Below are 22,414 nucleotides of genomic sequence, written 5' to 3'. Positions count from 1 at the left end.
CCGTGCGCATCCGGATCACCTGGCCGGGGAGCCCTGCGCCCGGGGGACGGCCGCGCGCAGCTCGATCACCCGGTCGCACCGCTCGGCGACCTCCGGGTCGTGGGTGGCGATGACCAGCGCCGCGCCACGGTCCGCGGCGGCAATCAGCGCATCGAGCACGAGCGCACGGTTCGCCGCGTCCTGTTCCGCGGTGGGCTCGTCGGCGAGCAGCACGCGGGGACGCAGCGCGATCGCCCGGGCGATCGCCACCCGCTGCTGCTGGCCACCGGACAACTCCTCGATCAGATGGCCGGCGTGCCTCCCGAGCCCCAGCCGCTCCAGCGCCGCGGCCGCCTCCGCGATCGCCTGCCGCGGATCGCGCCCGGCCGCGCGCAGCACCACCTCGATGTTCTCCGCCGCGGTCAGCAGGGTGAGCAGGCCGTACGACTGCAGGACGAGCGCGATCTCCCGGCGCAGCCCGGGGTTCTCGGCGAGCGGCACCCCGCCCACCAGCACCTGCCCGCCCACGGGCGGCAGCAGCCCGGCAAGGGTGGTGAGCAGGGTGGTCTTCCCCGACCCGGACGGCCCCATCAGCGCGAGCCGTTCCCCGGCGTGCACCTGGAACGAGAGATCGGTGAACAGGTCCCTGCCACCAGCCCGGCAGTGCAGTGCGTGGCAGGCCAACGCGGGCTCGGCCATGCGCGCCTCCGGCGAATCCCTCGACGGTCCTGTCAGACTCCAAGTCCAGATCGGAATCGTGTGCCCCGGGGGACACCCTCGTCACGAACGCGTCACAATCTCGCCTGTGCGCCGATGGTACGGCTGGCGCAGACAGCAAGTCGACTGAAATACATGTCCGAAACACTCGGGAACGTCATGCCGAAGGCCCTTAGGTAAGTGCAAAGGCTCTGGCGTTACGCCGAGAGCCTTTCTGTCGGTCGCCGGGCCGCCGTGTGCCTACAATCGGCCGACTTTGATTTCGGCAAGGAACAAACCCCACTCTTTGCCGCCGAAGCGTAGGACATCGCCGTCCGGGTTCTTGCTGTCACGGACGCCGATGCCACCATGGTCCAGCACCTTCACCTCCACGCAGTTGTCGCCGGTTCCGCTGTAGCTGGACTTACGCCAGCCACCGGACGGCCGGATGACCTCCTGCATGCTTCTCCTCACGCTTGGTGCCGTATAGTGCCGGCTTCCGAAGCCTCTGCCGCCGAAGGTTCGCCATAGACTTTCCACCGATCGCCGAGCCTCCAGGTGCCTACAATCGGCCGGCCTTGATTTCGGTAAGGAACGCCCCCCACTCCTTCCTGCTGAACCGTAGGACACGGCCACCGGGGTTCTTGCTGTCGCGAACCGCGACGCTGCCGTCCTGCAGGGCCTTTGCCTCCACGCAGTTGTCGTTGACTCCGCTGTAGCTGGACTTACGCCAGCCGTCGGACGGCCGGGTGATCGCCTGCATGCCTCTCCTCACCCTTCGATTCGATCGGCCAGTAACTCCAGGTGCCGCAGTGACGCGTCCGGGGACGACGCCAGCGACTGCAGCTTGCTGAAGACGGCCGTGTAGTGCTGGACTTCCGGCGGCTTTTCCAGCCAAAGATTATCCGTGGAGGTCTCCATGTAAACCAGGCTCGGGTCCTCCGGGAAATCCAGAATCATGAATGCGCCACTGGTCTGCGCCGGGTGCGCCCCAACGGCCAGCGGCAACACCTGGAGTGTGACATTCTCGCGGGCGGCCATCTCGATGAGGTGCTGCATCTGCTCCCGCATCACTTTGGGGCCTCCGACCATGCGCAGCAGAGCAGCCTCGTCGATCACCGCCATGAGGACCGGCGGCCGCTCGCGGGAGAGGATCTCCTGACGCGCCTGGCGGGCCTCCACCCACCGTTGGACGGTGACCTCGTCCAGGACGTCGCCGCCGCGCAGCACCGCGGCGGTGTACGCCGGCGTCTGCAGCAGGCCGGGGATAAGCAGCGCCTCGTATGTGCGGATGAACGAGGCTTCCGCCTCGAAATCCGGCAGGCTCGACCGGAAAACGTCCGAGTAGGCGGCCCACCAGCCGCGTTGACGGGATTGGCGGGCGAGCGTGAGCAGCGCTTCCCGCTCGGCGTCGCTCGCGCCGTACAGGTCGCACAGGAGCCGGATGTCGTGCAGATCCGGGCGCTTCCACTGGTTGCGTTCCATCCGGGCGACCTTGGCCGGATCCCATTCCAGCCGTTTCGCCGCTTCGGTCGCGGTCAGGTTGACGCGTTTCCGGAGCCGGGCGAGTTCCAGGGAGAGGCGGCGTCGGCGAACCGTAGGGCTGTAATTTGTCATGATCCCTGTCAAATTACACAATCGGGACGAACCGGAATTTCTTTCCTATATGAAGTTTGCTATTGCGAGTCTTCTCTTGAAGAACGACTATAGGAGTGTAATCGCTTGATCACGGTACGTGAGGAAGATGTCCAAGGAACGGTTCCGCAGGCCACGCGAGCGGTTCCCCGGCTGGGTGATCTTCGACATTCCTGAGAACCGCACGTGGGCCTGGGTGCAGCTCACCGCTCACCATCCGCTCGCCCGTCAGCGCGGCTCGGTGGACGCGGACACGCCTAACGAGCTGGAACGACTTATCGAGGGGCAGGCGCCGCGGTCTTCAATGACGGACCGCGCGTCAGCCACCCTCCGGGAGCGTCCTCGCTCACGACCGGTGCGCTCGCATCGGCGAAGACGGGCCGCACATCCCACCTGGGGCCGGCCTCCCGCGATGAACGTGCCGACCGCCGGTGTACAACGCGGCCCGGCCGTCCTCGGTCGGCCCTGACCGTCAATCCCGCAGAACCCCACCACCGACACGGCATCCGCGGCTTTGCCGCGGTTCGGCAAGGACCCGTTATGACCGAGCGCACCTGGCACGTCCCTGCCCACCGCCAGGCGGTTCCCGAGATCCGTGCCACCGCACGTAAGTACCTGGCGGACAACGGACTCGACGACGCCCACGACCTGCTTACCGTCATCTGCGAGCTCGTCACCAACGCCGTCCGCCACGGCCGTCCCGAAATCACGTTGACCCTGGCCCTGGGCGAGGGATGCGTCCGGGGCGAGGTCACGGATCGCGGTCCCGGGCTGCCCCGGCCCCGCACCCCTGCCGCCGACGACGACGGCGGCCGAGGACTGCAGATCGTCGCAGCGTACACCAGGAGCTGGGGAGTCATCCCGCTCGATCGAGGCAAGCGCGTGTGGTTCGACTACCGAACGGATGTGCCATGACGGGCCCCTCACCCGGCCGCGAGGAACGTCTCCTGGAGATCCTGCGGCACGACCATCCGGGCTGGCGTGTCTACCGCTGGCCCGTGAACGTGAAGGGACGAGGCACCCAGATCTGGTGGTGGGCGTGGCGGCGTGAGTCGCCGACGCGACAGACCCGGAGAGCCGGGGAGGTCGGCTGGTTCGCCCGTCCCACCCTCATCCAGCTCATGAACGAACTGTCCAACCAGCTCGCGATCTCACTACTGGACCATCCTCGGCCGCTCCCCCGTCGGCCGGTTGATCGATGAGTCCTCGGCATGCGCATCCGGGTACGGCGGCACGGAATCGCCCTGCGAGAAGTAGGGACCGAGCGGCGTACTTCCACAAGCCGCCCGGCCGGGCCCCACACCCGCCCCACCGCCCGGCCGGGCACTCAGGCCACAGGGAAAGGACGACGTGCTCACTGTGGAAGACGGTGGACGTCGAGATCAGCACAGGACGCTGGGGGTCCTGACCGGCCTCAAACCCGGTCCACGCCGCGTGAGCCGGAGTACGGCGGCCCACGGGCGCGTCACGATGTGAGAGCAGCCCGCTGCCGTGCGCTGGCCTGCCTTCGCAGGGCGTCACAAGGCGCGCTACGGACCCGACAGGTAGCCGGCGGGCGCCCGTTCGTGCCCGGCGGCCCGGAGCGTGGACGGCGGTGTCCACGCACTCCACACGGCGCCTGACTTACGGTTGCGTAGGAGGGCCGGGCATGCGAAGATCATTGGCGCCGGTGGCGGATCAGTGGCTCTGCCGTGCTCCCGCGCTCTCCAACGCCTCGGTCACGATGGGCTGGGGACCGGTCCGCGTGACGACTTCCGGCTCGTTCCCGCTCCGCACGACGGGCTCGGGCTCGGCGTTCGCGGCCGGAGGGCAGGCGCAGAAGCCGTGGCGCACGATCAGGTTGGCACGCTCGACGCTGTAGGCGGAGCGCTCCTGGACCACCGGAACCCGGCCGCATCGGTCGCACAACTGAATACTCATTGGCGTCGTCCTGTTTTCCAGAAAGAGTGGGACAGCAGGGTGATCGGCGTGGCCGCCGACATCCGGGCCTGAGGCGCGGCGACGGTCGCACGCAGGAATCGGTCGCTCACTTCATCCTGCCTCACCGTCTCCCGCAACGGACCACCGCTCGTCATCCCGTTTTCCCGGCTCCATCCCCGGGGACACCGTCCCGCCAATGTTCTCATCGGCAGGTGTCGGCAAGGACTCCGACACGGTGTTCCACCCTGCCAGAATCCGGCGCGGATAACGGACAAACGTACCAAAAGTGAGCTTTTTCACCCGCCGCTCACCGGCCGGCCGGACGCACCGCCCCGCCACACGCGCCGGAGCGCGACGGCAGGGAAGCACGCCGTACCGCCCGCTGACCAGCGGCATGTTGATCAGCGCACCCCTGACACGGAACGCATCCTCGCCGGTTGTTACAAAACAATAACGAACATTGCGCCGCGTGTGCGTGGTTTCACGCAAGCACGGCGCATTCGCGGTCATCCGTGCCCTCGTGCACCGTGGTCCGGGGCGGGTCACCGCTCCGCCGGGCCGGCCTCGTGCGGGGCGGAGGTGCCGAGCAGCACCGCGCCGATCACCGCGGCGATCCCCACGAGCTGGCCGGGCGACAACGCCTGGCCGAGCACGGCCCAGCCGAGCACGGTGGCCACGAGCGGGCTCAGCAGGGTGAGCAGGGTGTTCTGGGTGGGGGCGAGCGTGGTCACGCCGCGGAACCACAGCAGGTACGCCAGCGCGGTGACCACGAGCGACAGGTAGCCGAGGGCGGCCGCGTTCGTCCAGGTGAGCGCGGGCGGCGCGCCCTCGAGCGGGAACGTGACGGCGAGGATCGCCGCGCCGCCCGCGGCGAGCTGCCAGCCGGTGAGGGCGAGCAGGGCGGTGCCGCGGTTCCGGTAGCCCTGCGGCAGGCCCCACTTGCGGCCGAGCACGGTGCCGAGGCCCATGGTGAGCGCCGCGCCGCCGGCCGCGGCGAGGCCGATCGGGTCGAGGGCGATGGCCGAGCGCAGCACGAGCAGCGCGACCCCGGCCGCTCCGACGGCCGCGGCGGCGAGCAGCCGCCGCGTGGGGCGCTCGCCGAGCAGCAGGTACGCGTACCCCGCGACCACGAACGGGCTGATCGCGCCGATCATGGCGGCGATGCCGCCGGGCAGCCGGTAGGCCGACAGAAACAGCAGAGGGAAGAACAGCCCGATGTTGAGCGCGCCGAGCACGGCCGACCGCCACCACCACGCGCCCCGGGGCAGCGCGAGCCGCCCGGCGAGCGCGGCGACGACGGCGCACAGCACGATCCCGGCGGGCAGCGCCCGCACCGCCCCGACGAGCAGCGGGCGGCCGGGCGGCAGGAACTCGGTCGTCACCACGTAGGTGGTGCCCCACAGCATCGGGGCGACCGCCGTGGCGGCGACGACCGGGGTCTTCGTCACGATGCGGCGTCGTTTCCGGATGACGGGAGGCCGGGCCGCACCGCGGCTAGGCCTCCCGCTCCTGCGGGTGGGTGGCCAGCGGCTCCACCGTGATGGTCATCCACGGGAACATCGGCAGCGACGCCAGCGCGTCGTGCAGCTCGGTGGCGTCCGCCGCCTCGTACAGGCCGACCGTCCCGGTGGTCCCCGGCACCCGCCACAGCCGCTTGAGGATGCCCGCCTCGCGCAGCTCCCTGGCGCGGGCGCGCTCGGCGCGGCGCAGCTCCTCCCGGCGCTCGGGCGGCGTGTCGGGGGGCAGGTTGTTCACGGTCCGGACGAGGAACTCCACGTGCTCTCCCGGTCGAAAGGCTGGTCGGGACGGTACGGCGGGTCAGGACTCGGCGATCTTCAGCAGCAGCGCGGCGAGCTCGGCCGGGGCGGTGACCATCGCCTCGTGCCCGGTCTCCAGCTCGTACACCGGCCAGCCGCGCTCCCGCGCCCGGTCGGCGTGCCGCTGGAACACCCGCATCCAGCTCACGCACTCGATGAACGCGGCCGGCACCCGGTCGACGGCGCCGGTGAGGCGGAGCCGGTCGGTGTAGGTCTTCCACGGGTGGGGGGTGAGCCTGGGGCTGAGCCAGTCCACGTCGGCCTGCTCGGTCACGCCGAGCACCTGCAGCGAGCGGACCGGGACGAGCCAGCCGAAGCCGCGCTCCTGGGCGGACTCGGCCCAGTGGTGCGCCACCTGCTCGGGCAGCAGCTCGCGCGCGGCGTCGCCGTCGTCGCCGACGAAGGCGTCCAGGTAGACGCGCTTGGCGACGGCGTCGGGGCGGCGGTCGGCGACGCCCGTGATCACCTGGCCGGCGTAGCTGTGGCCCACGAGGATCACCTCGGACAGCCCGAGCGTGTCCAGCACCCGGACGACGTCCTCGATGTGGGTGTCGAGCCCCACCATCGGCGAGATCAGGTGGGCGCGCTCGGACAGGCCGGTCAGGGTCGGGGTGTGCACCTCGTGGCCGGCGGCCCGCAGGTGGGGCGTCACCCGGTCCCAGCACCAGCCGCCGTGCCAGGCCCCGTGCACCAGGACGAACGTACTCAACTCGCGTCTCTCACTTCCGCCAGGACGGCTCGTCGTCGGCAACTCGTCGGTCTCGTCGGCCCCGTCGTCCGGGCCGGCGCGGGCCGGGCCCGCGCGCTGGTCCCGGGGCTCCCCCGGGTACCCGAGAAACCCGGGGGACCCGGGAGGCGCGGCCATGCCGTAGGACCATGGCCGCGCCGGTCATCCACCCTAGGCGACCGGCCGCCCGGGGGGATCGTCCCGATGTCAGCGAAAGGGGCGACCATCCGTACCGGTCGCCCCTACGTCATCCGTCGCACCCGGTGCGGCGATCAGCCCGGGGGCGGGATCAGGCCCTCCTTGATCGCGAGCAGCGCGGCCTGGGTGCGGGAGGAGAGCTGGAGCTTGCTCAGCACGTTGCTCACGTGGGTGCGCGCGGTGCGCTCGCTGATCGCCAGCCGCGCGGCGATCTCCCGGTTGGAGAAGCCCTGCGCGACCAGGGTGAGGATCTCCCGCTCGCGCGCGGTGAGCGCGGACAGGCCGACGTTCGGCGAGACCATGCGCCGGGTGAGCTGGCGGGCGACGGCCGAGTCCAGGTGCACCTCGCCCGCGGCGGCGGCCCGGATCGCGGTGACCACCTCGTCGGGGTCGGCGTCCTTGAGCAGGTATCCGGCGGCGCCCGCGGCGAGGGCCGCGTGCACCCGCTCGGCCTCGCCGAAGCTGGTGAGCACCACGACCTTCACCTCGGGGTGGGCCTGGACGATCGCGCTGGTCGCCTCCACGCCGCCCATGCGCGGCATCTGCAGGTCCATCAGGACCACGTCGGGCAGGGGTTCGCCCATCGTCTGCCACTGCCGCAGCCGGGCGAGCGCCTGCTGGCCGTCGCTCGCCTCGCCCACCACCTCGAGGGTGGGCACGGTGTCGACGTACGCCTGCAGGCCGCGCCGTACGATCGCGTGATCGTCGACGATCATCACCCGGATGACCTCGGCCAAGGCCTCTTTTCCGGTCAACGCCCGCTCTCCGCTCCGTCTCGCGTCGCGTCCTCCCCCGCGCCCGCCGCGGGGTCGGTCTCCAGCTCGTGCTCCGGCTCCGGCAGCGACGTGCGCAGGTGCGGGAGCGTCACGGCGACCGTCCAGCCGCCGGTGGGACGCGGCCCCGCCGCCACGCGGCCGCCCCAGCGCTGCGCGCGTTCCCGCATCGACACCAGGCCGAGCGAGCGCCTGCCGGGTTCGGCGTCGCCGCCGCCCGAGCGGCGGATGTGGCCGCAGCCGTTGTCGGATATCTCGACCACCAGACCATTGTTCCGCGCGCCGGGACCACCGTGGCGTCCGCCCCCCGCGCCCGCCCCGCCCGGGGCGACCTCGGCGAGCGGGTCGAAGCGGATCACCACCTCGGTGGCGTTGGCGTGCTTCACCACGTTGTTGAGGGCCTCCTGGACGATCCGGTAGAGGTCCTCCTGCTCGTCGATCCCGGCGTCGATGTCCAGCCCCTCGGGCACCTGGATGTCGATCTCCAGGCCGGTGCGCGCCTGGATGTTCTCGGCGTGCGCCCGGACCGCGTCGATCAGGCCGTGTTCGGCGAGGTCGAGCGGGCGCAGCTCGTAGACGAGGCTGCGCAGGTCGGCGAGCGCGGTCTGGCTGAGCCGGGCGAGCTCGTCGGCGCCGCGGCCGACGCTCGCCAGGTCCGGGTCGGGCCGCTCCAGCTGGGCGCGCAGCGCCTTGGCCTGCATGCGCATGGAGAACAGCTGCTGCACCACCGCGTCGTGCAGGTCCCGGGCGAGGCGGCGGCGCTCGTGCGAGCGCATGTCGGCCAGCAGCGCGGCGGTGTCGATCGCCACCGCGGCGTGCCCGGCCATCGCCTCCAGGAAGGCGAGGGATCCTGGCCCGGGGTCCTCGCCGGGCAGGTAGTAGGCGTTCATCACGCCGACCGCGCGGCCCCGGACGAGCAGCGGCATGGACACGAAGCAGTCCCAGTCCGGGTAGTCCATGATCTTGTGGAGCGGCTCCCAGCGCGGGTCGGCCATGATCGCGGGCTTGCGGTGGGGGACCACGATCGGGCGGCGGGTGCGGTAGGCGTCGAGGAACCGCACCTTGGCGCCCCGGCGCCGGCAGGCGGCGAGGCGCTCGGTGAAGTCCCGGGCGTCGCCGAACCCGGCCATGCCGAGCACGCGCAGCTCGCCCTCGGGGTCGTCGAGGGCGAGGATCTGCACGGCCGAGATGTTCCGCGTCATCACCACCTCGCGGGCGACGGCGTCGAGGGTCGCCCGCAGCGAGTAGAGGTCGGCGACGCTGGAGGCCGCCCTGACGATCGCGGTGAGCCGCTCCCGCTGCTCCAGGGCGTCGGTGACGTCGCTGAACCACACCGCGTACCCGGCCTTGGGGATCGGGGCGATGCGGTACTCGAGTTCGCGCGTGCGTCCGTCGCGGGCGGGCCAGGAGACGTGGCCGCCGTCGAGGGGCGTGGACGGCTCGAAGGGGCTCTTCCGTCCGAGCAGCTCCTCGGCCGGGCGGTCCAGGATGCGCGCGGCCGCGGGGTTGAGCATGGTGAAGCGGCCCGCCTCGTCCAGCACCGCCAGCCCCCCGCCGGAGACGTCCAGCAGCACCTTGACCGCGGCCTCGTCCAAGGCGCCCGGCGGCGGGGCGGCGCCGACGAAGGAAACCACCTCGCTGCCACCTCTTGCCTGATCAAAGGGCCCGGCCGGCCCGCCGGGCCGGATGCAGCCAGCGTACTACAATGCGCAGAGCGTCCGTTTTGTCACGCTCGGCCGCGGTCGCGGAGGCGGAACACCGCCCGCAGCGGCGTGGCGGCGCGCGGCCGGGAGGCGCCCGGCCCGGCCCACGTGGCGTTCCCCGCCGCGCGTACGGCGAGCACGGCCGCCAGCGAGGCGGCGGCGAGCCCGGCGACGTAGACCGCGACCGGGGTGGCGGAGCCGAACGCGAGGGTGAGCGCCGAGCCGGCGAGCGGCGTGACCGCGCCGCCGATGACGCCGCCGACCGCGTAGGCGATCGAGATGCCGCTGTACCGCACCCGCGCCTCGAACATGCCGGCGAACAGCGCGCCGAGCGCGCCCGCGGGCACGCCCTGCACGATCGCGGCCACGCCGAAGGCGGCGATCGCCGGGCCGAGCTCGCCGGTGTCGATGAGCGCGACCATCGGGACCGGCCACAGCACCGCGCACGCCGAGCCCGCCAGGTACACCGTGCGGGGCCCGACGCGGTCGGCGAGGCGTGCGGCGCCGAGGATCGCCGCGGCCCACAGCAGGGTGGACAGCAGGATGAGCGCGAGCAGCGTGCCGCGTTCGAACCCGGCCTGCTGGGTGCCGTGGCTGAGCAGGTAGACGGTGACCAGGTGGCCGAACGCGGGCGGGGCGGTGGCGGCGATCGCGCCGAGCACGAGGTTGCGCCGGTGGCCGCCGAGCAGCTCGCGCAGCGGCGCGTCGGCGACGTTCCCGGTACGGCGCAGCCGGGTGAACTCCGGGGACTCCGGCAGGCGCAGCCGGGCCCGGAAGCCGAGCACGATCAGCACGGCGCTGAGCAGGAACGGCACGCGCCAGCCGTAGGAGAGGAAGTCGTCCTCGGGGAGCAGGGCGGCGGCGAGGAACGCCAGGTTCGAGGTGAGCACGCCGATCGGCCAGCCGAACTGGGCGAACGAGCCCCACAGCGCGCGGCGGCCGGGGGCGGCGTGCTCGGTGGCGATGAGCACCGCGCCGCCCCACTCGCCGGACACGCCGAGGCCCTGCACCACGCGCAGCAGCACGAGCAGCACCGGGGCGGCCACCCCGATCGCGGCGTAGGTGGGGAGCACGCCGATGAGGAAGGTCGAGCCGCCGGTGAGCATCAGGGTGAGGATGATCATGGGCTTGCGGCCGGCCCGGTCGCCGAACCGGCCGACCAGCGCCGCGCCGAGCGGGCGGGCGAGGAACCCGGCGGCGAACGTGGCGAAGGTCGCCAGGGCGGCGGCGATCGCGTCGAAGCGCGGGAAGAACAGGTCGCCGAACACCAGCGCCGCGGCCACCGCGAAGACGTGGTCGGCGTACCACTCCAGCGAGGTGCCGACGAACGCGGCGGTGAACACGCTCCGCCGTGGCGGTGTCCCCGGCCCGGGGTCAGGCGCCGAGAAGAACGGCACCGAGAAGAACACAGCGCGTGAGGACACTGCGTGCCGCACCCCTTCCCGCGGTGCCCGGCCATCGAGGCGAAATGCCTGGAAGGCACCGCTTGTCACGATATTCACCGGCGTACCCGACTCTGCTAGCGTCGTTCTTGGTGGAAACCTATCCCGCCCGGCGCACCCGTACGGCCGGTGCGCTGCTCGGTACGGCCGTGGCACTGGCGGCCCTGGCGGTGTGGGCCCCGCCCGCCCCCGCCCGGACCGAGCTGTCGGTGATGACGTGGAACGTCTGCACCGCCACCAACCCGGTCTGCGGCCTGTACCGCGCCGACGAGCACGAGCTCGCCCGGCGCATCGGCGAGCGGGTCGTCTCCGGGCCGATCCGGCCCGACGTGGTGTTCCTGCAGGAGTTCTGCACCGGGGCGGCGCGCGCCCTCGAGCTGCACCTGGAGCGGGCGACCGGCCGGGCGTGGAGCATGCGCTGGTGGGCGGTCACCTCGGCCGACGGCCGGCCGTACCCCTGCCGCCCGGACCGCCGCGGCCGGTCGCGCGGCGCGCAGAGCATCGCGGTCGCGGTCGCCGAGCCCGAGCACGCGGTCACCTTCACCACCCACCCGCTCCCCGCCCCGCCGTGGTACGTGCGGCGGGCGGCGCAGTGCGTCACCGTCCACGCCCGGCGGGTGCACGCCTGCGGGACCCACCTGTCGGCGGGCACCCGGTACGACGACCGCGAGCCGGGCGCGCCGTACCGGACCCGGCAGCTCGCGCGGCTGCTCGCGATCGCCGCCAAGCCCGGCCACCACGTGGTGTTCGGCGGCGACCTCAACGTGGTGCCGCCCGACGCGGTGGCGCGCCGGCCCGGCGGCGCCCGGGCCGTGGCCCCCGCCTACCGGGACTACGCCGAGTGCGACCAGGCCGGGGCGGCGCGCACCGGGCGGTGGACCTACCAGGGGGACGGGATCCGCGCCAAGCTCGACTACCTGTTCGCGGCGCGCGGGCGCATCCGGGCCTGCCACGTCACCGAGGCCGCGCCGCTGTCCGACCACCGGCCGCTGTACATGCGCGTCGCGCTGTAGCTGCGGCGGGAGGTCACCCGGCCGCCCCGACAGGCGGCCGTGGGCATGGCGGTCGTGGTGAGTTTGGGCGCGTACAGGCCCTCGATCAGCCCGAGCGCGACCAGGTCGTTGCAGGCGAGCACGGCCGTGGTGCCCGAGGCGAGCGCCCGCTCGGCCCGCGGCGGCGCGCATCCGCCGCCCGTCCACGAGCCGCTCGGCCCGAGCACCAGGGGCGATCCGGAGCGCGCCGGTCTTCGCCGGTGCGGGCGGGCCGTACGGCGCGGCGCCCGACCAGGCCCGTTCCGCCCGCGAGGCCGGGGGCCGACATGCCGCCCTGCCTCGCGGCCGGACCGCACGAAGGGCCCGTGGCCTGCGTGCCCGGCATCGCCGAGGCGGGGCCGGCGGTCATCCTCCACCGGCCGCCGCGGTGGGCGTCACACCACGATGAGGTCGCGCGGCCGGTGGTTGACCCGCTCGCCGCCGGTCTCGGTGCACACGACGATGTCCTCGATGCGGGCGCCGTGCCGGCCGGGCAGGTAGATGCCGGGCTCCACGGAGAACGCCATGCCCACCTCGAGCGGCTCGGTGTTGCCCGCGACGATGTACGGCTCCTCGTGCACCTCCAGGCCGATGCCGTGGCCGGTGCGGTGGATGAAGTACTCGCCGTACCCGGCGTCCTCGATCACCCGGCGGGCGGCCGCGTCGATCTCCTCGCACGGCACGCCGGGCCGTACCGCGTCGCACGCGGCCTCCTGGGCGGCCTGCAGCACCTCGTAGTAGGCGACGAAGTCCTCCGGCGGGTCGCCGACCACGTAGGTGCGGGTGGAGTCGGAGCAGTAGCCGCTCGGCATCGGGCCGCCGATGTCCACCACGACCGGCTCGCCGGGCTGGATCACCCGGTCGGACACCTCGTGGTGCGGGCTCGCGCCGTTCGGGCCGGAGCCGACGATCACGAAGTCGGCGGCCACGTGCCCGGCCTCGACGATCGCCGCGGCGATGTCCCGGGCCACCTCCCGCTCGGTACGGCCCGGCTTGAGGAAGTTCGGCACGAGCGCGTGCACCGCGTCGATCGCCGCGCCCGCCTCGCGCAGCGCCGCCACCTCGGCCGGGCTCTTGCGCATGCGCAGCTCGCGCAGCACCCTCCCGGCGAGCTCCTGGCGGGCCCGCGGCATGGCGTCGCGCAGCCGCAGCGCCTGCATCGCCCACATCCGGTCCGCGACGCCGACCCGCTCGACCTCGCCGAGCCGGGCGGCGACCAGCGCGTAGGGGTCGTCGGTCTCGTCCCAGGCCACGAACTCGATGCCGAGCCGGGAGGCCGGGGAGTGCTCGGCGGCGGGCAGCTCCAGCCGGGGCACCACGAGGAACGGCTCGCCGGACGCGGGCACCACCAGGCAGGTGAGGCGCTCCAGCTGGGTGGCGTCGTAGCCGGTCACGTACCGCAGGTCGGGCCCGGGGGTGAGCAGCAGGGCGTCCAGCCCGGAGCGCGCGGTGGCCTCGGCCACGGCGGCCAGCCGGGAAACGGGATACAGCTCCATCGACTCCGTCGTCACAGGGCCAATCTAGACCACCGGGCGCGGGTTACGGACATCCGCCCGGCGGCCGACCGGATATCCCGAAACGGCTTCGCAGCCCGACCGCAACCGGCTACACTCCGCTATTGACCGATCACTTGACGTTCGATCATCCCCCCTTTGGGTCATATCTTGAGAGCGAGCCCCATGGTCGGCGCCGAGGGTCTCCACCCCTCCACCAACACCGCCCCCCGCGACCTTGATCCGGCGCCGGGGCGGACGCCGGCGTCCGCGCCGGCCCTCGACCCCGCCCTTGCCGCGGACCTCGCCGACGGTCTTCCCGAGGGCCTTCCCGCCGATCTCGCCGCGGGCCTCGGCGGCGGCCTGCCGGGCGCCCCGCCCGGGGACGGCCCGGGGGAAGGCCGGGGCGGCGCCCGCGACGGCGAACCGCAGGCCGCCCCTCAGGGCGCGCCCGCCACGCCCACCGCGCTCGTCCGGCAGGTGCGCGCCCACCTCGGCGGGCCGTACGCGCACGCCCCGCTCCCGATGGCGCCGCCGCCCGGCGGGCCGTACGCGACCCAGCTCGCCCACGTGCAACAGCTGGGCGAGATGGGGTGGTGCACCTGGAACCTCGGCACCGGGGACGCCTCGTGGTCCGACCACGTGTACGTGATCTTCGACCGGTCGCCGGAGGAGGGGCCGGTCGCGCTCGACGCGCTCGCCGCCTACGTGGTGCCCGCCGACCGCCCCGCCTTCGACCGGGCGCTGCGCGAGGTGCTCGGCGGGGCCCGCGCCCAGGCCGAGTTCCGCATCCGCACCGCCAGCGGGCCGCGCGTGCTGCGCACCGTGCTCGACCCGGTGGCGGGCCCGGACGGGGCGGTCCGGACCGTGTACGGGGTGATCCAGGACATCACCCGGCGCGCCGAGGAGCGGCTGCTCGCCGACACCCTCAGCGACGCGATCCTGCCCCGGCAGGGCCCGGTGATCGACCTGCCCGGTGTGCGGGTCGCGGTGCGCTACCTGCCCGCCGAGCGCACCACCGGGCTCGGCGGCGACTGGTACCTCGCCTGCCGGGCCTCCCGCGGCCGGGTGCTGATCGCGATCGGCGACGTCTCCGGGCACGGCCGCGACGTGATCGCCCCGATGGCGCGGCTGCGGCACGCGGTCGACGCGCTCGTCGTCACCGACGCCTCCCCCGCCCAGCTGCTCGCCTGGCTCAACGAGCTGGTCTGGCACTCCCACGACGGCACCACCGCCACCGCGCTCGCCGGGTACCTCGACCCGGTGGCCCAGGAGTTCACCTGGGCGCAGGCCGGGCACCTGCCGCCGATCCTCACCGGCGGCGGTGAGGCGCGGCTGCTCGACGCGCCCGAGGGCGTGCTGCTCGGCGCCGACGCCGACTCCGGCTACGAGATCGCCCGGGTACGGCTGCGCCGCGGTGAGACGCTGCTGCTCTACACCGACGGGCTCGTGGAGCGCCCCGGCCGCGACATCGAGGACGGCATCGCGCTCACCCGGCTCGCCGCCACCTCGCTCACCGGGGGCGACCTCGCGGTCGAGCTCGACCGGATCATCGACGCGGTCGGCGGCACGAACCCCGCCGACGACGCCTGCCTGCTCGCCGTACGGCTGCCGCTCAGCCTCGGCTAGCCGCGTCAGGGTGCCGCCGGACCGGCGCGGATGCGAGGATGGGCGGCATGGCCGGGCTGATGCTTCTCGACACGCCGTCGCTGTACTTCCGCGCCTTTTTCGGGGTGCCCGAGTCGCTCACCGCGCCGGACGGCACGCCGGTGAACGCGGTGCGCGGGCTCATCGACATGACCGCGACCCTGGTGCGGGCGCACGCGCCGGACGCGCTGGTGGCGTGCATGGACGCCGACTGGCGGCCCGCGTTCCGGGTGGCCGCGATCCCCTCCTACAAGGCGCACCGGCTCGCCGCCGACGGCCGGGAGCAGACGCCGGAGGCGCTCGAGGTGCAGATCCCGATCATCGAGGAGGTGCTCGACGCGGTCGGCATCGCCCGCGTCGGCGTGCCCGGCTACGAGGCCGACGACGTCATCGGCGGCTACGCGGCGCGGGTCACCGGCCCCGTCGACGTGGTCACCGGGGACCGTGACCTGTTCCAGCTCGTCGACGACGCGCGGCAGTGCCGCGTCCTTTACACAGTAAGGGGGATTCGTAACCTTCAGGTGGTCGATGAGGCGTTTGTCACGGCCAAGTTCGGCATCCCCGGCCGCGGCTACGCCGACTTCGCGGTGCTGCGCGGCGACCCCAGCGACGGGCTGCCCGGCGTGCCCGGCGTGGGCGAGAAGACCGCGGCCGCGCTCATCACCCGGTTCGGCTCGCTGCGGGGCGTGCTCGAGGCGCTCGACGCGGGCCGCACCGACGGTTTCCCCGCGGGCAGCCGCAACCGGCTCGCCGCCGCCCGCGAGTACCTCGAGGTCGCCCCTGCCGTGGTGAACGTGGCCCGCGACGTCCCGCTGCCGGAGGTGGACGTCACGCTGCCGGGCAAGCCCCGCGACCCCGAGCGCCTCGTCGCGCTCGCCGACCGGTACGGGATCGACGGGCCGCTCAACCGGCTGCTCGCCGCCCTCGCCGGCCGGCCCACGCCGGGGCGGGGTCAGGCCAGCGAGGAGTAGGCGACGACGCCGCGGCGCATCGCCTCGATCGCCTGGGCGGCGGTGACCCGCACGTTCGAGTGCTGCGGCGCGGCCTCGCGGATCTGGTCGAGCAGGTCGACGAGCTGCTTGACCTGGCGCACGAAGTCGCCCGCGGCGAGGTCGCCGTCGAGCAGCACCGCGTCGAGGCTGTGGCCCTTGGCCCAGCGCCAGGCGACCCAGGCGAACCCGAAGTCGGGCTCGCGCAGGAACGACAGGCCGTGCTCCTTCTCCACCGCCTCCAGCTCGCCCCACAGGCGCACCATCTCGGTCATCGTCCGGGTGGCCGCGCCGGTCGGCAGCCGGGGGCTGCCCGGGTCGTCCTGCCGCGACTCGTACACCAGGCAGGACACGCACGCGGCGAGCTCGGCGTGGTCGAGATCCTCCCACAGGCCCTGGCGCAGGCACTCGGCGGTGAGCAGGTCGAGCTCGGTGTAGAGCTTGGCGAGGCGGCGGCCGTGCACGGTGACGCGTTCCGCGTTCGGCTCGCCCTCGAGGTAGCCGAGCACGGTCAGCACCGCGCACACCCGGTCGAAGGTGCGGGCGATCACGTGCGAGCGGCTCTCCACCCGCCGCCGCAGCGCCTCGGTCTCCCGCAGCAGGCGGTGGTAGCGCTCGGCCCAGCGGGCGTGGTCCTCCCGCTCGTCACACCCGTGGCAGGGGTGCCGCCGGATCTCCCGCCGCAGCCGGTTGATCTCCTCGTCCTCGACCGCGTGGTCGCGCACCCGGGGCGGCGGGCCCAGGTCCCGGTCGCCGATCTTGTTGTGCATGGTGGCGACCAGGTCGGCGCGGTCCTTGGGGTTGCGGGAGTTGAAGTTCCGCGGGATGCGCAGGTGCTCCACCGGCTCCACCGGGACCGGGAAGTCGGCCGTGGACAGCCGCTTCACCTGCTTGCCCGCGGTGAGCACGAGCGGCGAGGGGCCGTTCCCCCGGCTGTTCAGGCCCGGGTCGAGCACGACCGCGAGGCCGCTGCGCCGCCCGCCCGGCACCCGGATCACGTCGCCGGGCCGCAGCGCCTCCAGCGAGCGCACCGCCTGCGCGCGGCGGGCCGCCCCGCGCTGCCGGGCGAGCTCGGCCTCCCGGTCCGACAGGCGGCGGCGCAGCGCCGCGTACTCGGCGAAGTCCCCCAGATGGCAGGTCATCGCCTCGGCGTACCCGGCGAGCGCCTCCTCCGAGCGGCGCAGCTGCCGGGTGAGGCCGACCACCGCGCGGTCCGCCTGGAACTGGGCGAACGACGCCTCCAGCAGGTTGCGGGCGCGCTCCCGGCCGACCTGGCCGACGAGGTTGACCGCCATGTTGTACGAGGGGCGGAAGCTGGAGCGCAGCGGGTAGGTGCGGGTGCTCGCCAGGCCGGCCACCGCGAACGGGTCGGTGCCCGGCTGCCAGATCACCACCGCGTGGCCCTCCACGTCGATGCCGCGCCGCCCGGCCCGGCCGGTGAGCTGGGTGTACTCGCCGGGGGTGAGGTCGACGTGGGTCTCGCCGTTCCACTTGTCGAGCTTCTCGATCACCACCGAGCGGGCCGGCATGTTGATGCCGAGGGCGAGCGTCTCGGTGGCGAACACCGCCTTCACCAGGCCCTTGGCGAACAGCTCCTCGACCACCTCCTTGAAGGTGGGGAGCATGCCCGCGTGGTGGGCGGCGAGGCCGCGCTCGAGGCTGTCGCGCCACTCCAGGAAGCCGAGCACGGACAGGTCCTCGTCGGGCAGGTGGGCGGTGCGCTCGTCGACGATGCGGCGGATCTCGCGGCGCTCCCACTCGTCGGTGAGGCGGATGCCGGCGAACACGCACTGCCGCACCGCGTCCTCGCAGCCGTTGCGGGAGAAGATGAACGTGATCGCGGGCAGCAGGCCCTCGGCGTCGAGCCGCCGGATCACCTCGGGGCGGCTCGGGGTGAGCATGCGGCCGCGCGGGCCGCGCGAGTAGCCGCGCCGGCCCCGCCCGCCGGGGCCGAACCGGACCTCCTCGCGGGCGAACCGGATGAGCTCGGGGTTGACCTGCGGCCGGTCGGTGTCCTCGGCGACGAACAGGTCGTAGAGGCGGTTGCCGACCATCATGTGCTGCCACAGCGGCACCGGCCGGTGCTCGTCGACGATCACCGTGGTGTCGCCGCGCACGTCGCCCAGCCACTCGCCGAACTCCTCGGCGTTGCTCACCGTCGCCGACAGCGCCACCAGCCGCACCGACTCGGGGAGGTGGATGATGACCTCCTCCCACACCGCGCCGCGGAACCGGTCGGCGAGGTAGTGGACCTCGTCCATCACCACGTAGCCGAGGCCGTTGAGCGTGGGGGACCCGGCGTACAGCATGTTGCGCAGCACCTCGGTGGTCATCACCACCACCGGGGCCTCGCCGTTGACGCTGTTGTCGCCGGTGAGCAGACCGACCTTCGCCGTGCCGTACCGCCGGAGCAGGTCGTTGTACTTCTGGTTGGACAGCGCCTTGATCGGGGTGGTGTAGAAGCACTTCTGCCCCCGCTCCAGGGCGAGGTGCACGGCGAACTCCCCCACCACCGTCTTGCCGGATCCGGTGGGCGCGGCGACGAGCACGCCGTCACCGGCCTCCAGCGCCCGGCACGCGTCGACCTGGAACTCGTCGAACTCGAAGTCGTACAGGGCGCGGAACGCGGTGAGCGCGGGTCCGTTCTCGGCCTGCTGCCTCCGGAAGGCGGCGTAGCGTTCGGCAGGCGTGGTCATGCGCCCAAGCCTACCGACCCGGCACTTTTGGTCCGTCCCGCCGAACGGAACGCGATCACACCGTCACCCTGCGGCCCGCCGTACGGCCGGCCGGCGGCGCCGCGGCGTTCCCGCGCGGGTGCGCCGCGTCACTCCCGGGAGCTGCCCTCCAGGTCGTCGGCCCGGCTCGCCGCGGGACCGTCGAGCTCCTCCTCCAGCGCCCGCTGCCGCTCGGCCTCCTCCGCGTCGCGCTTGCGGTCGTGGAAGTACATGAACACCTCGGCGAGCAGGAACAGGCCAACCATCGGCAGGGCGAGCGAGAGCATGCTGATCGGGTCCTGGCTCGGCGTGGCCACCGCCGAGAACACGAACATGCAGAAGATCACCATGCGCTGGTGCTTGGCCACGGTGCGGAACCGCAGCACCCCGATGATGTTGAGGAACACCAGCAGCAACGGCAGCTCGAACGACACCCCGAAGATGATCAGCATGGCGAGCGCGAAGTTGAGGTACTCGCTCATGCTGAGCAGCGGGATCACGCCCGACGGCGCGAACCCGAGCAGCAGCGACAGGCCCTTGTCCATCACGAAGTAGGCGAGCGCCGCGCCGGCGAGGAACAGCGGCACGGCGATGCCGAGGAAGGACAGGGTGTAGCGCCGCTCGTGCTGGTACAGCCCCGGGGTGACGAACGCCCAGATCTGGTACAGCCACAGCGGGGCGGAGACGATGATCCCGAAGATCAGCGCGACCTTGAGGTTGACGAGGAACGCGTCGAACACGCCGTTCACCACGAGCGTGCACGACTCCCGGTTGAGCTGCTGCGACTGCGGCAGCCGGCAGTAGGGCGTCTTGAGGAAGTTCCAGATCGGCTCGAAGAACACGAAGCCGAGCACGGTCCCCGCGACGATGCTGAGGATCGCCTTGATCAGGCGGCTGCGCAGCTCGCGGAGATGATCCATGAGCGGCATGCGCCCCTCGTCATCGCGCCGTTTCGACGCGGACGAGCGTTTGAGCAGCGTCATCCGAGATCCCCGGTGTGCGGAGGCGACAGGTCGGTCGGGCGGCGGGCGAGCCGGAGGCTCACTCCTCCTTGTTCTTCTGCGCCGCGGCCCGGGCGCGCAGCCGCGCGGCCTCCTCCTCCAGCGCGCGGGCCCGCTCCTCGTCGCTCATCGGCTGGGCCGGGGGCAGCGGGGGCGTCTGGACGGCCTTGGCGGGCTGGGGACGCGACGCGGCGTCGTCGTCATCCAGCTTGGCGGTCTCCTTCTTGAACAGGCGAAGGGACTGGCCCAGCGCCCTCGCCGTGTCCGGCAGCTTCTTGGCGCCGAACAGCAGGATCAGCACCAGGAGGATGAGGATCCACTCCATGGGTCCCAGTGTGGGCATCGCGACATCCTTAAGGCCGAGCGACGTGCAGAGTCCACCTCGATCGTACGCGCTACCGCCGCCTGGTCTCACCCCTCCCTTCCATTCCGCTCCCTTCCGTTCCGGCTCCGTTCATCCGTCCCGCCGGCGGCCGCGGCCCGGGTACGGGGCACGCCGTTCCCCTGCGGGCCGCGGTTCCCGCCGCCCGCGCCGGGACCGGAATCCGCTGCTCGCGCCCTCCGCTCGGCGAGCAGCCGCCGCGTGCGCTCCACCTCGCGCCCCAGCTCCCGGGCGGCCAGCCACACCCGGACCGACAGCACCGCGAGTACGGCGAGCCCGGCGGCGACCAGCCCGACCGCGGCGAAAATTACCGTCATGAAGCGTCACTGTAGAGGGCGAGGGCGGCGCGCGCCTCGTCGGCGACACGCCGCGCGAGCGCGGCCGGGGCGACCACCTTGCCGCTGTCGCCGAGCCGCAGCGCGAGCCGTACCAGCCAGCCCTGGTCGCGGGCGCGCAGGGCGATGCGCAGCCGTCCCTCGCCGAGCTCGGTGACCTGCTCGCACGGGTAGTACTCGGCGACCCACCGGCCGGCGGCGGTGACCTCGAGCTCGACCAGCTCGTCGGTGGGCGAGGGGCGGAACACGCCCTCGGCGAGGTCCATCGGCTCGGCCTCCTCCGGCGGGCTCGCGGGCACCTCCAGCACCTCGACGCCGAGGATGCGGTCGAGCCGGAACAGCCGCATGCCCTCGGCCCGGTAGCACCAGCCCTCCAGGTAGGCGCGGCCGTCGGCCATCACCACCCGCATCGGGTCGACCTCGCGCGGGGTGATCTCGTCGCGGCCCGGCACGTAGTAGCGCAGCGACAGCCGCCGCCTGCGGCGCAGCGCGTCCTGCACGGTGGCGAGCGCGTCGGGCTGCGCGTCCACCTCGACGGCGACCTGGTTGCTCACCGTCGCGGCGCCCTCGGCCGCGGCCCGCTCCAGCTTGGCGATCACCCGGGCGAGCGCGTCCCGGTTGTTCTCGAACCCGGGCAGGTCGGCGAGCATGCGCAGCGCGACGATGAGCGCGCTCGCCTCGTCCACGGCGAGGCGCAGCGGCCGGGCGATGGTGTCGGCGTTGTCGATGAGGATCTCGCCGCCGTCCCAGGAGACGTCGATGAGGTCGCCGGGGGTGTGGCCGGGCAGGCCGCACATCCATACCAGCTGCAGGTCGTCGATGAGCTGTTTCTCGGTGACGCCGAACAGTTTGGCCACCTCGCCCACCTCGGCGCCCTGGTGGGACAGCAGGTACGGCACCAGCGCGAGCAGCCGCGGCAGCCGGTCGGCGGAACTCATGCCAACGCTCCCTTCAGTCGCCGGATCACCGCGTCCCGCAGGTCGGGCGGGTCGATCACGCGTACGTCGGCGCCGAGGCTGGCGATCCAGGCGCCGAGCCGGTCGGGGTCGGAGAAGGTGACCTGGAGCTCGTCCCAGCCGTCCGGGCCGGGCCGGGTCGCGGCGGCGCGGTGCCGCAGGCCCTGGCAGGTGCCGGGGCGCACGTGCACGACGGCGGTGCGCGTGGTGGCGAGCCGCTTGTCCTGGTAGTCGACCATGGCCCGGATGTCGACGTCCTCGGGCACGGTCACCTGGCCGGGCTTGCCGACCGGGCGCACCTCGCCGGTGATGCGGCTGAGCCGGAACACCCGGGGGGCGTCGCGGTCGCGGTCGTGGCCCACCAGGTACCAGCGGCCGCGGCGGCTCACCACGCCCCACGGCTCCACGGTCCGGGTGAGCACCTCCCCGCGTCCCGCGGCGCGGTAGTCGAACCGCACCACGCGCCGGTCCCGCACCGCCTGCCACAGCGCCGGGAAGGCCGGGTCGGGGGTGTCCACCCGCAGCTCGAACGGCCCGGCCGAGGCCTCGTCGGTCTCCACCCCGGCGGCGCGCAGCTTGAGCAGCGCCCCGCTCGCCGCGCCCGCGAGCGCGGCCCGCTGCCACACCTGGGCGGCGAGGCCGAGCACCGCGGCCTCGTCGGGCTCGAGCGAGATCTCGGGCAGCTCGTAGGCGCGCCGCTCGATGCGGTAGCCGAGCTCGCCCTCCCAGTCGCGCTCCACCCGGATCGGGATGCCGATCTCCCGCAGCTCGTTCTTGTCCCGCTCGAACATGCGCTGGAAGGCCTCGTCGCTGTCCCGGTCGTACCCGGGCACGGCCTGCCGGATCTGCTCGGCGGTGAGCGGCCGCCTGGTGGCGAGCAGGCAGATCACCAGGTTGAGCAGCCGCTCGGTCTTCCGCCGCGACATCGGGCCTCCCTTCGTGGCTGTAGCGGGTCGCCTGCGACGCTAACGCGCCT

General features: G+C 73.1%; 24 protein-coding genes. 5 read left to right on the top strand and 19 right to left on the bottom strand.

What is annotated here, in order from left to right:
* Nucleotides 1-15: 15 nt before the first annotated feature.
* From FHX40_RS10670 to FHX40_RS10655, 4 genes are all read right to left on the bottom strand, one after another.
* Nucleotides 16-678, bottom strand: coding sequence for an ABC transporter ATP-binding protein (locus FHX40_RS10670; protein ID WP_142259461.1), 663 nt, complete (start codon nucleotides 676-678; stop codon nucleotides 16-18).
* 258 nt (nucleotides 679-936) lie between these two features.
* Complete coding sequence (locus tag FHX40_RS10665; protein ID WP_142259460.1) at nucleotides 937-1,137, bottom strand: DUF397 domain-containing protein; 201 nt, start codon at nucleotides 1,135-1,137, stop codon at nucleotides 937-939.
* Nucleotides 1,138-1,237: 100 nt separating this feature from the next.
* On the bottom strand, nucleotides 1,238-1,438 hold the full coding sequence (locus tag FHX40_RS10660) for a DUF397 domain-containing protein (protein ID WP_142259459.1): 201 nt from the start codon (nucleotides 1,436-1,438) through the stop codon (nucleotides 1,238-1,240).
* A gap of 8 nt (nucleotides 1,439-1,446) precedes the next feature.
* A complete protein-coding gene (locus FHX40_RS10655; RefSeq protein ID WP_142259458.1) occupies nucleotides 1,447-2,292 on the bottom strand; it encodes a helix-turn-helix domain-containing protein in 846 nt (281 codons plus the stop codon).
* Nucleotides 2,293-2,850: 558 nt separating this feature from the next.
* On the opposite strand from FHX40_RS10655, the gene FHX40_RS10650 reads away from it, so the two are divergent.
* Both FHX40_RS10650 and FHX40_RS10645 read left to right on the top strand, forming a co-directional pair.
* Complete coding sequence (locus FHX40_RS10650) at nucleotides 2,851-3,225, top strand: ATP-binding protein (protein WP_142259457.1); 375 nt, start codon at nucleotides 2,851-2,853, stop codon at nucleotides 3,223-3,225.
* Nucleotides 3,222-3,512 carry a hypothetical protein gene (locus FHX40_RS10645; RefSeq protein WP_142259456.1) on the top strand — a complete coding sequence of 97 codons (291 nt, stop codon included), beginning with the start codon at nucleotides 3,222-3,224 and terminating at the stop codon, nucleotides 3,510-3,512. The genes FHX40_RS10650 and FHX40_RS10645 overlap by 4 nt, the downstream gene beginning before the upstream one ends.
* A 475-nt stretch (nucleotides 3,513-3,987) precedes the next feature.
* Here FHX40_RS10645 and FHX40_RS10640 read toward each other — a convergent pair whose 3' ends face one another.
* From FHX40_RS10640 to FHX40_RS10605, 8 genes are all read right to left on the bottom strand, one after another.
* Nucleotides 3,988-4,230, bottom strand: coding sequence for a hypothetical protein (locus tag FHX40_RS10640; RefSeq protein WP_142259455.1), 243 nt, complete (start codon nucleotides 4,228-4,230; stop codon nucleotides 3,988-3,990).
* Nucleotides 4,231-4,341: 111 nt separating this feature from the next.
* Nucleotides 4,342-4,740 (bottom strand): hypothetical protein, encoded by a 399-nt coding sequence (locus FHX40_RS10635; protein WP_142259454.1) that lies wholly within the window; start codon nucleotides 4,738-4,740, stop codon nucleotides 4,342-4,344.
* Nucleotides 4,741-4,772: 32 nt separating this feature from the next.
* Nucleotides 4,773-5,678: an EamA family transporter gene (locus FHX40_RS10630; RefSeq protein ID WP_142259453.1), complete on the bottom strand. Its 906-nt coding sequence runs from the start codon at nucleotides 5,676-5,678 to the stop codon at nucleotides 4,773-4,775.
* Between the two features lie 46 nt (nucleotides 5,679-5,724).
* A complete protein-coding gene (locus FHX40_RS10625) occupies nucleotides 5,725-6,006 on the bottom strand; it encodes a muconolactone Delta-isomerase family protein (protein WP_142259452.1) in 282 nt (93 codons plus the stop codon).
* 42 nt (nucleotides 6,007-6,048) lie between these two features.
* Nucleotides 6,049-6,756: an alpha/beta fold hydrolase gene (locus FHX40_RS10620; protein WP_142259451.1), complete on the bottom strand. Its 708-nt coding sequence runs from the start codon at nucleotides 6,754-6,756 to the stop codon at nucleotides 6,049-6,051.
* Between the two features lie 290 nt (nucleotides 6,757-7,046).
* The gene (locus tag FHX40_RS10615) at nucleotides 7,047-7,709 is read right to left on the bottom strand and encodes a response regulator (RefSeq protein ID WP_229788153.1); all 663 of its coding nucleotides are present in this window, start codon (nucleotides 7,707-7,709) and stop codon (nucleotides 7,047-7,049) included.
* Between the two features lie 14 nt (nucleotides 7,710-7,723).
* Complete coding sequence (locus FHX40_RS10610; RefSeq protein ID WP_211350230.1) at nucleotides 7,724-9,379, bottom strand: sensor histidine kinase; 1,656 nt, start codon at nucleotides 9,377-9,379, stop codon at nucleotides 7,724-7,726.
* A 92-nt stretch (nucleotides 9,380-9,471) separates the two neighbouring features.
* A complete protein-coding gene (locus FHX40_RS10605; protein ID WP_211350229.1) occupies nucleotides 9,472-10,872 on the bottom strand; it encodes an MFS transporter in 1,401 nt (466 codons plus the stop codon).
* A 110-nt stretch (nucleotides 10,873-10,982) separates the two neighbouring features.
* On the opposite strand from FHX40_RS10605, the gene FHX40_RS10600 reads away from it, so the two are divergent.
* Nucleotides 10,983-11,903, top strand: coding sequence for an endonuclease/exonuclease/phosphatase family protein (locus tag FHX40_RS10600; RefSeq protein WP_170198791.1), 921 nt, complete (start codon nucleotides 10,983-10,985; stop codon nucleotides 11,901-11,903).
* A gap of 413 nt (nucleotides 11,904-12,316) precedes the next feature.
* On the opposite strand, the gene FHX40_RS10590 is transcribed toward FHX40_RS10600, so the two are convergent.
* Nucleotides 12,317-13,417 (bottom strand): M24 family metallopeptidase, encoded by a 1,101-nt coding sequence (locus tag FHX40_RS10590; RefSeq protein ID WP_142261690.1) that lies wholly within the window; start codon nucleotides 13,415-13,417, stop codon nucleotides 12,317-12,319.
* Nucleotides 13,418-13,585: 168 nt separating this feature from the next.
* Between FHX40_RS10590 and FHX40_RS10585 the strand changes: the two genes are divergently transcribed.
* Nucleotides 13,586-15,043 carry a PP2C family protein-serine/threonine phosphatase gene (locus FHX40_RS10585; protein ID WP_229788152.1) on the top strand — a complete coding sequence of 486 codons (1,458 nt, stop codon included), beginning with the start codon at nucleotides 13,586-13,588 and terminating at the stop codon, nucleotides 15,041-15,043.
* 47 nt (nucleotides 15,044-15,090) lie between these two features.
* Entirely contained in the window at nucleotides 15,091-16,032 is a 942-nt protein-coding gene (locus FHX40_RS10580; protein ID WP_142259448.1) for a 5'-3' exonuclease, read from the top strand.
* Here FHX40_RS10580 and FHX40_RS10575 read toward each other — a convergent pair.
* From FHX40_RS10575 to FHX40_RS10550, 6 genes are all read right to left on the bottom strand, one after another.
* A complete protein-coding gene (locus tag FHX40_RS10575; RefSeq protein ID WP_142259447.1) occupies nucleotides 16,014-18,746 on the bottom strand; it encodes a DEAD/DEAH box helicase in 2,733 nt (910 codons plus the stop codon). The genes FHX40_RS10580 and FHX40_RS10575 overlap by 19 nt on opposite strands.
* A gap of 128 nt (nucleotides 18,747-18,874) precedes the next feature.
* Entirely contained in the window at nucleotides 18,875-19,747 is an 873-nt protein-coding gene (tatC, locus tag FHX40_RS10570; protein ID WP_142259446.1) for a twin-arginine translocase subunit TatC, read from the bottom strand.
* A 58-nt stretch (nucleotides 19,748-19,805) separates the two neighbouring features.
* Nucleotides 19,806-20,108, bottom strand: coding sequence for a Sec-independent protein translocase subunit TatA (gene tatA / locus FHX40_RS10565; RefSeq protein WP_189136115.1), 303 nt, complete (start codon nucleotides 20,106-20,108; stop codon nucleotides 19,806-19,808).
* A gap of 68 nt (nucleotides 20,109-20,176) precedes the next feature.
* A complete protein-coding gene (locus FHX40_RS10560; protein ID WP_142259445.1) occupies nucleotides 20,177-20,464 on the bottom strand; it encodes a hypothetical protein in 288 nt (95 codons plus the stop codon).
* A complete protein-coding gene (locus tag FHX40_RS10555) occupies nucleotides 20,461-21,420 on the bottom strand; it encodes a helix-turn-helix transcriptional regulator (protein WP_142259444.1) in 960 nt (319 codons plus the stop codon). The genes FHX40_RS10560 and FHX40_RS10555 overlap by 4 nt, the downstream gene beginning before the upstream one ends.
* Nucleotides 21,417-22,364: a helix-turn-helix transcriptional regulator gene (locus tag FHX40_RS10550; RefSeq protein ID WP_142259443.1), complete on the bottom strand. Its 948-nt coding sequence runs from the start codon at nucleotides 22,362-22,364 to the stop codon at nucleotides 21,417-21,419. The genes FHX40_RS10555 and FHX40_RS10550 overlap by 4 nt, the downstream gene beginning before the upstream one ends.
* Nucleotides 22,365-22,414 lie beyond the last annotated feature (50 nt).

The organism is Thermopolyspora flexuosa (assembly GCF_006716785.1).
Classification (GTDB): domain Bacteria; phylum Actinomycetota; class Actinomycetes; order Streptosporangiales; family Streptosporangiaceae; genus Thermopolyspora; species Thermopolyspora flexuosa.
Note: the sequence above shows the minus strand (reverse complement) of the source record. Positions and strands in the feature narration are given on the sequence as shown.